Here is a 12,974-nt window from a genome sequence, read left to right on the forward strand (position 1 = left end):
AAACCACTGGTCTGAGTTCCCGCAGCTACGGGGCGGCGTCAGCCGCGGCGCCCCCCACCACGCCTTGCCAAGCCCCGGCGCCCGCCCGATCCTCCCGCCCGGCCGCCATCGGGCGGCGAAACGGCGAGGACGTCGCGCATGAAGCTCTACTACTCTCCCGGTGCCTGCTCGGTCGGCATCCACGTGCTGCTCGAGGAAATCGGCGCGCCCTATGAGGCGGTGCTGGTCAACCTGCGGGAGGGTGCGCAGTTCAAGCCCGACTTCACCGGCATCAACCCCAAGTCCAAGGTGCCGACGCTGGAGCGCGACGACGGCTCCGTGCTGACCGAATTCCCCGCCATCGCCTTCTGGCTGGCCTCGCGCTTCCCGACCGCGTCGCTGATGCCCTCCGGCATGGACGCGCAGGCGCGCGCGCTGGAATGCACCGACTACTGCGTCGCGACGATGCACATGCAGGGCTTCTCCCGCATCTTCCGCCCGGCGAACTTCGCGCCGAACGAGGCCGACCACGCCGCGGTGAAGGCGCGCGGGGAGGAGATCTTCGCCAAGGGCCTCGCGCTGATGGACAAGGTGCTGGACGGCAAGGAATGGCTGGTCGGCACCTATTCCTTTGCCGACGCCGCGCTGTTCTACCTCTCCTTCTGGTGGAACGGCCGCCTCGGCAGGGAACTGCCGGCCAATGTCGCGGCACACTACGCGCGGATGAAGGCGCGGCCGGCGGTGCAGCGCGTGCTCGCCGCCGAAGGCCTGGCGTGAGCGCCGCGCCCTTCGACATCTTCGGCCACCCCGCCCCCGGCGAGCGCCGCCCGTTCAGCCGGGCGACGCGCGCGGGCGGCCTGGTCTTCGTCTCCGGCCATTCCGCCCCGCATGACCCGTCCCGCGGCATCGACCGCGGGGCGACGGCGGCGGAGCAGACGCGCAACGCCCTCGCCATGGTGGACAGCATCCTGCGCGAGGCCTGCAGCAGCCTCGGCCGCGCGGTGCAGGTGACCATGCTGATCACGGACCCGGCCGATTACGCCGAATGCAACGCGGAATACGTGAAGCACTTCCCGAACGGACTGCCGGCGCGCCACACCGCGCGCTTCGGCGTGCCGACCGAGGCGAAGGTCGCCTTCGCCTGCATCGCCCTGGCTGGAGACCAGGCGCAATGAAGCCGATCCTCTGGACCTCCACCCGCACCAGCGGGACGATCGTGCACCAGATGGCGGCGGCATCGGGGCTCGACCTCGACATCCGCTTCATCAGCCTGCGCAAGGGCGAGCACAGGACGCCGGACTACCTCGCCATCAACCCGAAGGGCGAGGTCGCGGCGATCCAGCTGCCGGACGCCGGCGTGACCATCACCGAGATCCCGGCCATGGCGCTGTGGCTCGCCGAAGCGGCGCCGCAATCGGGCCTGCTGCCGGCGGACCCGATCGGCCGGGCGAAGGGGATGGAATGGCTCGCCTGGTGCCATTTCCGCCTGGCCAACACCTTCAGCCTGGCCTTCCAGGCGAAGCGCCTGGTGGGCGGCGACGAAGCCGCGGCCGCGGCGCTGCGCGCGACCGCCGTGACCCGTGCGCGGGAAGCGCTCGCCTTCGCCGATGCGCAGCTCGCCAAGCAGGCGAGCGGCACGCTGCTCGGCACGGCGCGGGTGTCGGCGCCGGACATCTTCCTCGCCGCCCTGCTCGGCTTCGCAGGCTTCCTCGGCGTCGCGACCGACGACCTGCCCCATCTCAGGGCCCTCGGCGCCAAGGTCGCCGCGGTGCCGGCCATCGCCGCGGCGCTCGCCCGCGAACAGGAGATCGGATGACCGTCACGCTCAACCCCGTCCCCTTCTGGTTCCTCCGCCACGGCGAGACGGACTGGAACGCCGAAGGCCGCAGCCAGGGCCGCACCGACATCCCGCTGAACACGGTGGGGCTAGCGCAGGCGCGCCGCGCGGCGATGGCCATGGTCGACCAGGGCATCGTCACCATCGTCGCCTCGCCGCTCAGCCGCGCGCTGAAGACGGCGGAGATCGTGGCCGAGGCCCTGAACCTGCCGGTCGCGACCGATCCCGGCCTGATGGAGGTCGCCTTCGGGACGGAAGAAGGCAAGCCGATGGGCGACTGGTACGACGACTGGATCGAGGGCAACTACACCCCGGACGGCGCCGAGACCTTCCGGGCCCTGCTCGCCCGCGGCGTGGAGGCGGTGAACCGCGCCACCACGCTGCCCGGCCCGGTGCTGGTGGTGGCGCATGGCGCGCTGTTCCGCGCCTTGCGGCTCGCCCTCGGCCATGAGCCGAACGTCCGCACGCCGAATGCGCTGCCGATCCTCTGCACCCCGCCGGCGAGCGGCACGGCGTGGGAGATCACGCCGGCGGCGCTGCCCCACCTGCCGGCGTGACGGGCCTGGTCACCACGAAGCGGCGGTAGATCGCGCCCAGCGCGATCAGCGCCAGCCCCAGCCCGAGGAAGGACAGCACCCGCCACAGGCCGACCAGGGCTTCCATGTCCCACAGGAAGACCTTGAAGGTGGTCAGCGCGATGACGGCGAGCGCGGCGAGGCGGATCTCCTTCCGTCCGCTGCGGATGCCGATGGCGACGAGCGCGGCGCCGAAGACCAGCCAGGCACCGGAATAGGCGTACATCTCCGCCTCCTCCACCGGCGCCGTGCCGAACTTCACCGGATGGAAGGCGCGCCGCACCTCCAGCGTCACCCAGGCGAAAGCCGCGACCAGCGTATAGGCGGAAAGCAGATGCGCCATGCCCGGCGGCTGCCGCGCCTGCGGCGCCCGCATCACCGCGAGCGCGACGAGCAAAGCCGGCAGCCCATAGGCCGGCAGCAGCGCGTTCAGCAGCGGGACCGGGCCGATTTCCTCGTTGGCCTGCCAGGGGTTGGCGACGAGCAGGATCAGCCCGAGCACCAGCCCGGCCATGCAGGCCGCGCGCGCCGACCACAGCATGGCGATGCGCCCCAGCCGCCAATGCAGCAGCAGCGCCACCCAGGCGCAGGCGAACAGCGCCGTGAGCTGCAGCCCGGCCTCGAGGAAGCCCCAGTACTCCGCCAGCATGTCCCCGCCATGCGTGGCGTGGCGGATCTCGAGCAGCACCAGCAGCGTCCCGAACAGCGCGGCGCCGCATTCCAGCAGCCGCACCACGAAGCCGTCCCGCATGCGCAGGAATTCCCGCGCCGCCCACCAGAAGCCGAGCGCCGGCACGCCATAGCCGAGCAGCAGCCCGTTCAGCACCGGCGTGGTGCCCCAGTCGTAGCCGAGCACGAAGCGGTTCAGCACCAGCCGCACCAGCACCACCGCCGCGACCGCGGCGGCGACCCGGCGCAGCGCCTCGAGCCCCGCGCGCCGCGCGATCATGGCGAGCGGCGGCAGGAACAATGCGACGGCGAGCGTCAGCCACTGCTCCCGCAGCACCATGGCGGCGCCGAGGGCGAGCGCCGCCGTGGCCCCCGCCGCATGCAGCCCGGCGCGCCCCGCATCCCCCGCCCGCATGCCGCGCGCCACGGCGCCGACATGCACCGCCGCCACGGCGCAGGCGGCGAGGCCCCAGTTCGGATCGGTCGCGAAGCCGCGCACGCGGGCATAGGCGACCAGCAGCGTCAGCACCGGCACCGAGGCCGCGAGCCCGGCCCAGGCCAGGCCGCCGCGCGCCTCGATCGCCAGCCCGGCGAGCAGGTGCAGCAGCGCGAAGACGATCGCCAGCGTCAGGTAGCGCGTCAGCGCCTCGGGCACCCAGGCGCCGGGGATGACGGCTTGCACCGCACCCTCGATGGTCACCGGCTCGCCGGTCGGGCTCCAGCTCGGCACCAGCCAGACGAGCAGGAGCAGCAACCCGAGCCCGGCGGCGATCCACGGCAGCCGGGCGAGCCGCGCATCCCGCAGCCCCGCCGCGATGGCAACCGGGGAGAGCAGCAGCATGCCGACCGCCGGGGCGAGGTCCGTCTCGAGCACGGCCAGGGGCAGCAGCGCGGCGGCGAGCAGCGCCGGCGGCACGTGCGCAAGGCGCCGGCCAAGCACGCTCCCCAGCGCCTCCCGCGGCAGGAGGAAGAGGAAGCAGGCGGCGGCCAGCGGCACGAAAAGCGCCGGCGCCCAGAGGTCCAGCCCCTGCCCCACCGCCGTCCCGGCCAGCACCCAGACCGCGCCGGCCGCGGTCGCGCACCAGCCGAGCCAGCCCCAGGCGGTCATCCGCACCACCGCCATCGCGGCGGCCGTCACCACCAACAGGTAGGCGAAGAGGCCCGGCAGCGAGGGGTCCTCGGTCTGCACCAGCGCCGGGGTCAGGAAGGCGCCCGCCAGGCCGACCACGGCGACCAGCGGGCCGCGCCGCAGCGACAGCAGCAGGCCGAAGACGCCGGCCGCCGCCATCGCCGCGAAGCCCACCAGCGGCGGCAGCAGCGCGTACATGGCGGTGGCGGCATAGGCGGCACCGAACAGCGCCGCGACGCCGCCGGCCGCCAGCGCCGGCGGCGCATAGTCCGGCAGCGCGCCGGCCCGCTCGGGCACCGGCCGCCGGGCCAGCCATTCCCCGCCCAGGATCAGCGCCGCGCCGAGCAGCGCCGCCAGCGCGCAGCGCGCCCCCGGGCCAAGCCAGCCTTCCTCCACAGCGAAGCGGATCAGGAAGACGGCGGCGAGCAGCAGCGCCCCGGCGCCGAGCCAGACACCCCAGCGCTGGGTCAGCAGTTCCTCGATGTTGCGTTCCGGCTTCGGACCGGCCGGGCGCGCCCAGGGCGGCAGCGGACCGGCGGCCTGTGGTGCTTCCGGCGCCGCGGCGGGTGCGGCCATGCCGGGGGCCCCGGCGGGCGCAGCCTCCGGCACGGGCCCGGGGGCAGGCGCCTGCGCGGCCCCTTCCTCCTGCTCCGCGACCGAGACGGGCCCGGCCGCACCCGGCGGGCGGAAGCCGGCCGCGATCAGGGCCGCGGCCATGCCGGCGACTTCGGCGCGCAGGCCGGCGACCTCGGCGCGCAGCAACTCCGCCTGGCGGCGCGCCCCCCCGGCGCGGGCGAAGCCGGCTATGCCGAAGATCCAGCCGCCGAGGAGGAACAGCAGGACGACGAGAATGAAGGCATCCATTCCGGACGAAGCTCGGCCGGGCGCCCGCGCCGCGTCAAGCGCCGCGCGGGCGGCACCGTGAAATGCTGCGGAGCGTCGCGCTTGCGCCTCGTCCCCCCTTCCCCTAGAAGCCCCCTGCGCCGGCACCCCTGGAGGCCGGCGCTTGTCGTTGCGGCATGCCCATCGCGGCCCGGAACGGCGACCAAACCAATGCAAGGAGCACGACCATGGTCCAGACCATCCGGATCGAGGCCGAGGCGCGCGAGCAGGCAGGTAAGGGGGCAGCCCGCGCAACCCGGCGTCAGGGGCTTGTCCCCGCTGTCATCTATGGCGCGAAGAAGGATGCGACCCTCGTCGCCCTCGACCCCCGCGACGTGATGAAGGAACTGCAGAAGGGCGGCTGGCAGTCGCACCTGTACGAAGTCGCGGTGAAGGATGGCGGTGCCGAGCGCTGCCTGCTGCGCGACGTGCAGTTCCACCCGGTCACCGACCGCCCGATCCACGTGGACTTCCAGCGGCTCGCCCCGGGCGCCCGCATCCGCGTGAAGGTCGCCGTGCAGTTCCTGAACGAAGACACCTGCCCGGGCATCAAGGCCGGCGGCGTGCTGAACGTCGTGCGCCGCGATATCGAGGTGCTGGCCGAGCCCGAGAACGTGCCGGAAGCCTTCCAGATCGACCTCGCCGAGGCGCAGATCGGCGCTGGCCTGCGCTGGTCCGCGGTGAAGGACCAGTTCGGCGCGAAGCCGGTCATCGTCGGCCGCGACTTCATGGTGGCCTCCATCGCCGCGCCGACCGTGGTGGACGAGACCGCCCCCGCCGCGGCCCCGGGCCCGGTCGAGGCGATCAAGCAGAAGGCCCCGGCCGCCGCCGCCGCCGCGGCACCGGCGAAGAAGAAGAAGTAAGACGCGGGGGAGGGTGAACCTCCCCCGCACCCCCTCCCTTCTTTGTCCTTTGGCGCCGGCCCCGGCTGTCAGTTCCCAGGTGCCAAAGAAGGTTGAGGGGGGTTCGGGGGGAGAAGTTCCCTTCTCCCCCCGGCTTTCCTCATGGCGCATCCCGACACCCCGCTGCTCTGGGTCGGCCTCGGCAATCCGGGCTCCGAGCACGCGCGCCAGCGTCACAACATCGGCTTCATGGCGCTCGACGAGATCGCGCGCCGGCATCGCTTCTCCCCCTGGCGCAAGCGCTTCAAGGGCGAGGCCTGCGAGGGCGTGATCGCCGGCCGCAAGATATGGGCGCTGAAGCCCATGACCTACATGAACGCGAGCGGCGATTCCGTGCAGCAGGCCGCTGCCTTCCTCAAGATCCCCCTGGACTCCATCACCGCCTTCCATGACGAGCTCGACCTCGCCCCCGGCAAGGTGCGCGTGAAGAAGGGCGGCGGCGTCGCCGGCCACAACGGGCTGCGCGACATGCGCCGCGCCTTCTCGAGCGCCGAATTCTGGCGCGTGCGCCTCGGCATCGGCCATCCCGGCCACAAGGATGCGGTGACCGGGCACGTGCTCGGCAATTTCGCGAAGCAGGACCAGGCTTGGCTGTCCAGGCTGCTCGACGCGGTGGCCGATTGCGCGCCGCTGCTCGCGGAAGGCAAGCCGGAGGACTTCATGACGCGCGTCGCGCTGCTGACGCAGGAGGGGTGATGGAAGACGAGCACCCGATGGAAGGCGCCTTCACCGGCCCCGGTCCGCAGGATGTCGCCAACGGCACCGCCATCCTCGCCTCCGCCCTGACGCGGGAGGCGGAGAGCCTCGCCATCGCCGCCGCCGGGCTGCGGTCCACGCTCGACCTCTTCGTCATCGACGGCTTCTCGCCCGAGGCCGAGGACCGGCGCGTGATGCGCGAAGGCACGCGGGAAGCGGCGGCGCTGGCCGGCGCGCTGCTGCTCACCGCGCGGCAATTGCTGCGTTTCACGGGCGAGCCGGCGCGCGCGGCGCACGAGACGATCGGACGGTTGCCGCGCGGCTCGCTCTCGGTCGGCGAGCTGATCGGCCATCTGCGCGCGGCGGCGCTGGCGCCCGTCACGGATGACGGCGCAGCGCGCATCGCGGCAGCCACCATCGCCGAGACATTCGCCGAGGAATTCGAGGCGGCGTGGCGCAAGGCCGCGCCGCCGGCCGCCGGCACGGGGGACAATCATGGGCTTTAACTGCGGCATCGTCGGCCTGCCGAACGTCGGCAAATCCACGCTGTTCAACGCGCTGACGCAGACCGCGGCCGCGCAGGCGGCGAACTACCCCTTCTGCACCATCGAGCCGAATGTCGGCCGCGTCGCCGTGCCCGACAAGCGGCTCGACATGCTGACGAAGATCGGCAGGAGCCAGAAGACGGTGCCGACCAGCCTGGAATTCGTCGACATCGCCGGGCTGGTGCGCGGCGCATCGAAAGGCGAGGGCCTCGGCAACCAGTTCCTCGCCAACATCCGGGAAGTGGACGCCATCGTCCACGTGCTGCGCTGCTTCGAGGACACCGACGTCACCCATGTCGAGGGCAATGTCGACCCGATCCGCGACGCGGAGACGGTCGAGACGGAGTTGATGCTCGCCGACCTCGACAGCCTCGAGAAGCGCGCCCAGGGCCTGGTGAAGCGCGCGCGCGGCGGCGACAAGGAAGCGATCGCGCAGATGGCGCTGATCGACCCGATCAGGGCCGCGCTCGAAGCCGGCAGGCCCGCGCGCACCGCGGTGCCGAAGGGCGAGGAAGCGGCGGCCGCGCGGCTGCAGCTGATGACCACCAAGCCGGTGCTCTACGTCGCCAATGTGGACGAGGGCAGCGCTGCGACCGGCAACGCGCAGTCCGAACGCGTCTTCGCCAAGGCCAAGGCCGAAGGCGCGCAGGCGGTGGTGGTCTCGGCGGCGATCGAAGCCGAGATCAGCCAGATGCCGGAAGCCGACCGGGCGGAGTTCCTCGCCTCGCTCGGGCTTGAGGATTCCGGCCTCGACCGCATCATCCGCGCCGGCTACGCGCTGCTCGGCCTGATCACCTATTTCACGGTCGGGCCGAAGGAAGCGCGCGCCTGGACCATCGTCCAGGGCACCAAGGCCCCGCAGGCCGCGGGTGTCATCCATGGCGACTTCGAGCGCGGCTTCATCGCCGCCGAGACCATCGCCTATGACGACTACGTGGCCCTCGGCGGCGAGCAGGGCGCCAAGGAAGCCGGCAAGATGCGCGTGGAAGGCAAGGAGTACGTCGTGAAGGACGGCGACGTGATGCTGTTCCGATTCAACGTGTGAATGCCTCGCTCGATGCCTGGCTGAACGGGCTGGGGCCGCAGCCCGGCGCGGCGCCGGTGCCGCTCGCCGCCGTCGCGGTCGGCGTGGGGCGGCTCGGCGGGGTGGCGCAGACGGCCGGTGTCCCGGCGAACCGCGCGTTGCGCTGACCGCGGCCGCGGCGTCCCGGAGACAATGGTCGCGCTCCGCATCGCGCGACGCCTGGCGCGCCCCTATCGTCCCGCCGGCAGTTCCGTCCGCGCCTGCCCGGTCACCGGATCCGGCGGCGGCAGCGCGGTCCCGCGCGGCCCCAGCCCATCGCGTTCCTGCGCCCGGTCCCCGCAGGCGGCGAGCGCCATCACCAGCAGCAGGACGGGCGCAAGGACTCGAAGCGTTGCGAAGCGTGTCATCCCGACCGCTTAGCACACGCCGCGTCCCGCGCTAAACGGTCGCGCCGCAGCCCCGGAGACCTCGCATGCCCGACACCGCCACCATCACCCCCATGATCGGCTTCATCGGCGGTTCGGGTGTCTACGACCTCGACGGTCTCGAGGATCGCGAATGGGTGAAGGTCCGCACCCCCTGGGGCGATCCCTCGGACGAGATCCTGACCGGCCGCCTCGCCGGGGTGCGCGTCGCCTTCCTGCCGCGCCACGGGCGCGGACATCCGGCGCCGCCCTCCGCGCTCAACTACCGTGCCAATATCGACGCCATGAAGCGGATCGGCTGCACGGAGCTGATCTCGCTCTCCGCCGTGGGGTCGCTGAAGGAGGAGCTGCCGCCGGGCCATTTCGTCATCGTCGACCAGTTCATCGACCGCACCTTCGCGCGGGAGAAGTCCTTCTTCGGCACCGGCTGCGTCGCGCATGTCTCGGTCGCGCACCCGGTCTGCCCACGGCTCGGCGACGCGCTGGAAGACGCGGCGCGGCAACTCGCCCTGCCCTACACCCGCGGCGGCACCTACCTTGTGATGGAAGGCCCGCAGTTCTCGACGAAGGCGGAAAGCCTGCTGTACCGCCAATGGGGCTGCGACGTGATCGGCATGACCAACATGCCGGAGGCCAAGCTCGCCCGCGAGGCGGAGCTCTGCTACGCGACCGTCGCCATGGTCACCGACTTCGACTGCTGGCACCCCGATCACGACCACGTCACGGTGGAACAGGTGGTGAAGGTCCTGTTCGGCAATGCGGAGAGGGCGCGCGCCCTGGTCCGGACGGTGGTGCCGAAGCTCGGGGCGCGGCGCGGCCCCTGCCCGGCGGGCTGCGACCGCGCGCTCGACCATGCGCTCGTCACCGCGCCGGAGAAGCGCGACCCGGACCTGCTCGCGAAGCTCGACATCGTCGCGGCGCGCGTCCTGGGGTCGTAGGCTTGGCGAGGCTCGGCCGGCGCGACGCGGGCCGTCTTCAGTCCGCCGCGGCGAAACCTCCGTGCGCCCGGGCGACAGTGGCTGACGGCAGTTCCCCGAACAGTCTGCGGTAGTCGCGCGAGAAGCGGCCGAGGTGCCAGAAGCTGAAGCTCAGGGCAGCCGCCTTCACCTGCCGCGGTCCTGGCGGGCGCGCGCAGCGCCTCGCGCGCCAGGTTGAGCCGCCGCAGGCGGAGATGGCGCTGCGGCGACAGGCCATGTCCGGCGAACTGCCCCGCACATGTGGGCTCCCCCCACCCACCCGCGGCACGGAAGGCGTCGGTCTCGATCGTCAGCCCCGACCAGCGGAGCGGTCACCGGACGCGCGCGAAGAACTCGGTCGAGGGCCCGAGCACCATCGCCTCGGCCGAGGCCATCGCATGGCCGTTGAGCAGGGTGCGCGGCGGCAATTCCTCCGGCGCGAAGAGCATCAGCATGCGGTCCGGCGCGACGGCGCCGCGGCCGATATGCGCATCGTCCAAGGCGTCCTGGAAGCGCATCGCCCCAAGGTCGACGGATGTCAGGCGTGCGGCGAATGGCCCAGGCGCAAGAGAGAGATATTCGACGGCGACGTCGCGGAGGGCCGCCGCGACGACAGCGGGGTCGTCGAACACCATCACCGCGACCGGGGCCGGTCCAACCGCCATGCCGGTGCCTCCGCCTGCGTCCCCGCCCGCCACCGAGGATTCCGCGGCGGCTGACGGCCCGGTCCAAGCCGACCGCTAAGGCTCACCCTCTAAGAGCCCGTTTGCAAGCCCGCCTCGCGGCGCGTTTCCAAGCGGGCTCTGGCGACCGAGCATCGCCCATCGGGCTGCCAGGACAGCCAGGCGCGATAGACGCGGATACCGCCTCCACGTCGTCCGGCGCTCCCTGGTTCCCGTATCCGTACATTTCACCGCCGGAAGACGCAGGGCGAATCAATCGCCGAAAATGGACAGGGATTTCGTCCGCCGGTCGAACGGCCGGGGGGCCAGTCTCGGCTCGGGCCCTGCGGGGCGGCGATGCCGTGGCGCTTGGCGTGAGGGGGAGACAGGTGATGCGGCTCGGATGGCTCGCGCCCGCGGCTCTGGCGGCGGCGCTGGCAGCACCCGGAGCCTCGGCCTCGCCGCGATGGTCCGGGTGCTCGACGGCGCGCAGGGTTCGCTCGACTTCGGCGCGGGCATCCGGCCGTGGTGGGTGGACACGACGCTGCGGCTGCATGCGGACGCGCCCCCGGACGACAGCCGCGAGCCGCAGAACCGGCGCGCGGACATGCTACCGCGGTGATACGCTACCGTATCGGCGTCGCGCGCCCGCGGCGGCGCCCGAAGGAGCCTGACGCCATGGCATTCCGCTTGCGCACCGCGATCCTGCCCTTCTGCACGCTGCTGGTGCTCGTCGCCTGCAGCAGCGTGGAGGTGCCGATGAACCGGCCGCTGCCGCGCAACGCCGCCGGCGAGCCGGACTTTGCCGCCAACTACGGCTTCGGGAGCTTCGGCACCCTCGCGCTCGGCGCCGAGACGGCGACGCCCGCGGCGCGCAGCGACCTGCTCGTCTTCGTCGCCTTCTCGGGCGGCGGGAAGCGGTCGGCGGCCTTCGCCCACGGGGCGCTGCGCGGGCTGCGGGGCATCCCGGTGCAACCGGCGGGCCAACCCGGATGGAGCATGCTCGACGACGTGGACTACATCTCGGGCGTTTCGGGCGGCAGCTTCCCCGCCGCGCATTACGGCCTGTATCGCGAACGGCATTTCGAGACCTTCGGGCAGGATTTCCTCAAGCGGGACGTCAACGCCTACATCTACGGGATCTACCTGCTGCCCTGGCGCTGGGACTGGGTGGTGAACCCGATGGTCGGCACCAACGACTACATGGCGCAGGTCTATGACCGGCTGATGTTCCACGGCGCGACCTATGCGGACCTGCTCCGGCGCGGCCCGCCTATCATCTCAGTCAACGCGACGGACATCACCAACGAGGTCTCCTTCCCCTTCATCGGCGGCATCTTCGGGCTGCTCTGCTCCGACCTGAACAGCTTCCCCATCGCGCGCGCCGTGGCGGCGAGCAACGGCTTCCCAGTGCTCTTCACGCCGATCACGATCGAAAGCCACGCGGAGCACTGCCAGGGGCGCCGGCCGCCGACGATGCCGCCCGCCTCATGGGCGACACCTGCCTCGGCCTCCTCCCGCAGGGCAGAACTCGGCAGGATCCTGAACGTCTACGCCGACCCCGAGCAGACCCGCTACGTCCACCTGATGGATGGCGGGATCATCGACAACCTGGCGCTGCGCGCCCTGCTGAACGTCTTCGTGGCACTCGGCGGGAACCAGGAGGTCTTCCGCGCCACCGCCCGGGACACACGCCGCGTCCTGATCCTGAGCGTGGACGGGGAAGCCGCGCCGGACCGCAGCCTCGGCCGGCAGCGCGTGGTCACCGGGCTCGGCCAGATCTTCAGCGCGGTCTCCGGCGCGCAGATCGACGCCTTCAACTTCGAGACGCTGGCGCTGGCCCGCGACGAGGTGGCCGCCCTCGTGCAGGGGCTGCGGGAATACCGCTGCCGCGAAGCGCGCACGATCAACGGCCATCGCTGCGACGACGTGCAGGGGACGGTGGTGCACGTCTCCCTCCAGGGCATCGACGACCCCGCGGAACGCGCCAGGCTGCAATCGATCCCGACCGGCCTCACCATCCCCGACGCGGATGTGGACGCGCTGGTCGAGTACGGCGAGCGGCTGGTGAGCCAGCATCCGGAGATCCGCGCCGTCGCGGCGGCGGCGGGCACCAACCTTCCGCCCGGCACCGTGACGGTGGCGCGGGCACCGAGACGCAACGGGAGGTAGCGCGATGCCCAGAACCGACATGAGGGCCGTGGCCCGTGATATCGCTTTCAACCGCGGCACGGCCCCACGGAGCGTCGGCAGCGCGGTCCTGTCCCGCACGCTCGCAGCCCGCGGCGAGGATGGACGGCTCGGCCCCGACCCGATCTGCGGCCGCCACTCCGACGGGACCGTCGAACCGAGCATGGTGCAGGCCGCCTGCTGCTGCGGCGCCGCGACAGGCAGTGGCGTGCTGGATTTCCGCGGCCGCCGCCACCGCTCCCGCATCAGCGGCACGGGGCACGGCGGCATCGACGTGGCGAGCGCCGAGGCGGGAGGCGAAATCCACAACCTGCGCGAATCGCCGCGCTTCCCCGGCGCGCGCGCCGGCGGCACCGGCATGACCGGCCGCCGCCAGCGGCCGGCTGGAGAACCGGGCCGGCGTGGCCATGCGCCTCGCCGCCCGGCGGAAGGGGCTGGCGCTGTCGCCCGGCGCCGGTGCGCAGGCGATGGGGCCGGAACGGCAGGGCGGGCGGAAGCCTAGG

The 12,974-nt window shown here is 72.4% G+C and carries 16 protein-coding genes; 13 read left to right on the forward strand and 3 right to left on the reverse strand.

What is annotated here, in order from left to right:
• The first annotated feature begins 138 nt into the window (after positions 1-138).
• Genes GXW74_RS16100 through GXW74_RS16115 form a run of 4 tightly spaced genes read left to right on the forward strand, consistent with a single transcriptional unit; the run spans position 139 to position 2,373 of the window.
• Positions 139-756 (forward strand): glutathione S-transferase family protein, encoded by a 618-nt coding sequence (locus GXW74_RS16100; RefSeq protein WP_211847546.1) that lies wholly within the window; start codon positions 139-141, stop codon positions 754-756.
• Positions 753-1,154: a RidA family protein gene (locus GXW74_RS28420; RefSeq protein ID WP_211847547.1), complete on the forward strand. Its 402-nt coding sequence runs from the start codon at positions 753-755 to the stop codon at positions 1,152-1,154. Before GXW74_RS16100 ends, GXW74_RS28420 begins: the two co-directional genes overlap by 4 nt.
• Positions 1,151-1,795, forward strand: coding sequence for a glutathione S-transferase family protein (locus GXW74_RS16110; protein ID WP_211847548.1), 645 nt, complete (start codon positions 1,151-1,153; stop codon positions 1,793-1,795). The genes GXW74_RS28420 and GXW74_RS16110 overlap by 4 nt, the downstream gene beginning before the upstream one ends.
• A complete protein-coding gene (locus GXW74_RS16115) occupies positions 1,792-2,373 on the forward strand; it encodes a histidine phosphatase family protein (RefSeq protein WP_211847549.1) in 582 nt (193 codons plus the stop codon). The genes GXW74_RS16110 and GXW74_RS16115 overlap by 4 nt, the downstream gene beginning before the upstream one ends.
• Here the strand turns inward: GXW74_RS16115 and GXW74_RS16120 are convergent.
• The gene (locus tag GXW74_RS16120; protein ID WP_211847550.1) at positions 2,339-5,053 is read right to left on the reverse strand and encodes a DUF2339 domain-containing protein; all 2,715 of its coding nucleotides are present in this window, start codon (positions 5,051-5,053) and stop codon (positions 2,339-2,341) included. The two genes, GXW74_RS16115 and GXW74_RS16120, sit on opposite strands and share 35 nt — an antisense overlap.
• Before the next feature lie 206 nt (positions 5,054-5,259).
• Here GXW74_RS16120 and GXW74_RS16125 point away from each other — a divergent pair, with 206 nt between their 5' ends.
• The 5 genes from GXW74_RS16125 to GXW74_RS16145 all read left to right on the forward strand — a co-directional run bounded on the left by GXW74_RS16125 (position 5,260) and on the right by GXW74_RS16145 (position 8,405).
• Complete coding sequence (locus GXW74_RS16125) at positions 5,260-5,934, forward strand: 50S ribosomal protein L25/general stress protein Ctc (protein ID WP_211847551.1); 675 nt, start codon at positions 5,260-5,262, stop codon at positions 5,932-5,934.
• Between the two features lie 141 nt (positions 5,935-6,075).
• Positions 6,076-6,669 carry an aminoacyl-tRNA hydrolase gene (gene pth, locus GXW74_RS16130; protein WP_211847552.1) on the forward strand — a complete coding sequence of 198 codons (594 nt, stop codon included), beginning with the start codon at positions 6,076-6,078 and terminating at the stop codon, positions 6,667-6,669.
• Positions 6,669-7,175: a hypothetical protein gene (locus tag GXW74_RS16135; protein ID WP_211847553.1), complete on the forward strand. Its 507-nt coding sequence runs from the start codon at positions 6,669-6,671 to the stop codon at positions 7,173-7,175. The genes pth and GXW74_RS16135 overlap by 1 nt, the downstream gene beginning before the upstream one ends.
• Entirely contained in the window at positions 7,165-8,259 is a 1,095-nt protein-coding gene (gene ychF, locus GXW74_RS16140; RefSeq protein ID WP_211847554.1) for a redox-regulated ATPase YchF, read from the forward strand. Before GXW74_RS16135 ends, ychF begins: the two co-directional genes overlap by 11 nt.
• Positions 8,256-8,405: a hypothetical protein gene (locus GXW74_RS16145; protein ID WP_211847555.1), complete on the forward strand. Its 150-nt coding sequence runs from the start codon at positions 8,256-8,258 to the stop codon at positions 8,403-8,405. Before ychF ends, GXW74_RS16145 begins: the two co-directional genes overlap by 4 nt.
• Before the next feature lie 63 nt (positions 8,406-8,468).
• Here the strand turns inward: GXW74_RS16145 and GXW74_RS16150 are convergent, their stop codons facing one another.
• Complete coding sequence (locus GXW74_RS16150; RefSeq protein WP_211847556.1) at positions 8,469-8,645, reverse strand: hypothetical protein; 177 nt, start codon at positions 8,643-8,645, stop codon at positions 8,469-8,471.
• 65 nt (positions 8,646-8,710) lie between these two features.
• Here GXW74_RS16150 and GXW74_RS16155 point away from each other — a divergent pair, with 65 nt between their 5' ends.
• Positions 8,711-9,601, forward strand: a complete 891-nt coding sequence (locus GXW74_RS16155) for an S-methyl-5'-thioadenosine phosphorylase (protein WP_211847557.1) — start codon at positions 8,711-8,713, stop codon at positions 9,599-9,601.
• 350 nt (positions 9,602-9,951) lie between these two features.
• On the opposite strand, the gene GXW74_RS16165 is transcribed toward GXW74_RS16155, so the two are convergent.
• Positions 9,952-10,284 (reverse strand): hypothetical protein, encoded by a 333-nt coding sequence (locus tag GXW74_RS16165; protein ID WP_211847559.1) that lies wholly within the window; start codon positions 10,282-10,284, stop codon positions 9,952-9,954.
• 400 nt (positions 10,285-10,684) lie between these two features.
• On the opposite strand from GXW74_RS16165, the gene GXW74_RS16170 reads away from it, so the two are divergent.
• From GXW74_RS16170 to GXW74_RS16180, 3 genes are read left to right on the forward strand one after another with little or no spacing between them, the layout of a single operon-like run.
• On the forward strand, positions 10,685-10,903 hold the full coding sequence (locus tag GXW74_RS16170) for a hypothetical protein (protein ID WP_211847560.1): 219 nt from the start codon (positions 10,685-10,687) through the stop codon (positions 10,901-10,903).
• Positions 10,904-10,959: 56 nt separating this feature from the next.
• On the forward strand, positions 10,960-12,453 hold the full coding sequence (locus GXW74_RS16175; RefSeq protein WP_211847561.1) for a patatin-like phospholipase family protein: 1,494 nt from the start codon (positions 10,960-10,962) through the stop codon (positions 12,451-12,453).
• Positions 12,454-12,481: 28 nt separating this feature from the next.
• The gene (locus GXW74_RS16180) at positions 12,482-12,973 is read left to right on the forward strand and encodes a hypothetical protein (RefSeq protein WP_211847562.1); all 492 of its coding nucleotides are present in this window, start codon (positions 12,482-12,484) and stop codon (positions 12,971-12,973) included.
• Position 12,974 lies beyond the last annotated feature (1 nt).

Origin of the sequence: Neoroseomonas eburnea (assembly GCF_018129005.1) — a bacterium.
GTDB classification, from domain to species: Bacteria; Pseudomonadota; Alphaproteobacteria; order Acetobacterales; family Acetobacteraceae; genus Neoroseomonas; species Neoroseomonas eburnea.

What these genes read in the sequence shown, in the direction of transcription:
- ychF (WP_211847554.1), top strand. Translation starts at nt 7,165, where the DNA reads ATGGGCTTTAACTGCGGCATCGTCGGCCTGCCGAACGTCGGCAAATCC.
- GXW74_RS16170 (WP_211847560.1), top strand. Translation starts at nt 10,685, where the DNA reads ATGGCTCGCGCCCGCGGCTCTGGCGGCGGCGCTGGCAGCACCCGGAGC.
- GXW74_RS16120 (WP_211847550.1), bottom strand. Translation starts at nt 5,053, where the DNA reads ATGGATGCCTTCATTCTCGTCGTCCTGCTGTTCCTCCTCGGCGGCTGG.
- GXW74_RS16110 (WP_211847548.1), top strand. Translation starts at nt 1,151, where the DNA reads ATGAAGCCGATCCTCTGGACCTCCACCCGCACCAGCGGGACGATCGTG.
- GXW74_RS16125 (WP_211847551.1), top strand. Translation starts at nt 5,260, where the DNA reads ATGGTCCAGACCATCCGGATCGAGGCCGAGGCGCGCGAGCAGGCAGGT.
- GXW74_RS16115 (WP_211847549.1), top strand. Translation starts at nt 1,792, where the DNA reads ATGACCGTCACGCTCAACCCCGTCCCCTTCTGGTTCCTCCGCCACGGC.
- GXW74_RS16150 (WP_211847556.1), bottom strand. Translation starts at nt 8,645, where the DNA reads ATGACACGCTTCGCAACGCTTCGAGTCCTTGCGCCCGTCCTGCTGCTG.
- GXW74_RS16100 (WP_211847546.1), top strand. Translation starts at nt 139, where the DNA reads ATGAAGCTCTACTACTCTCCCGGTGCCTGCTCGGTCGGCATCCACGTG.
- GXW74_RS16165 (WP_211847559.1), bottom strand. Translation starts at nt 10,284, where the DNA reads ATGGCGGTTGGACCGGCCCCGGTCGCGGTGATGGTGTTCGACGACCCC.
- GXW74_RS16175 (WP_211847561.1), top strand. Translation starts at nt 10,960, where the DNA reads ATGGCATTCCGCTTGCGCACCGCGATCCTGCCCTTCTGCACGCTGCTG.
- GXW74_RS16135 (WP_211847553.1), top strand. Translation starts at nt 6,669, where the DNA reads ATGGAAGACGAGCACCCGATGGAAGGCGCCTTCACCGGCCCCGGTCCG.
- GXW74_RS16155 (WP_211847557.1), top strand. Translation starts at nt 8,711, where the DNA reads ATGCCCGACACCGCCACCATCACCCCCATGATCGGCTTCATCGGCGGT.
- pth (WP_211847552.1), top strand. Translation starts at nt 6,076, where the DNA reads ATGGCGCATCCCGACACCCCGCTGCTCTGGGTCGGCCTCGGCAATCCG.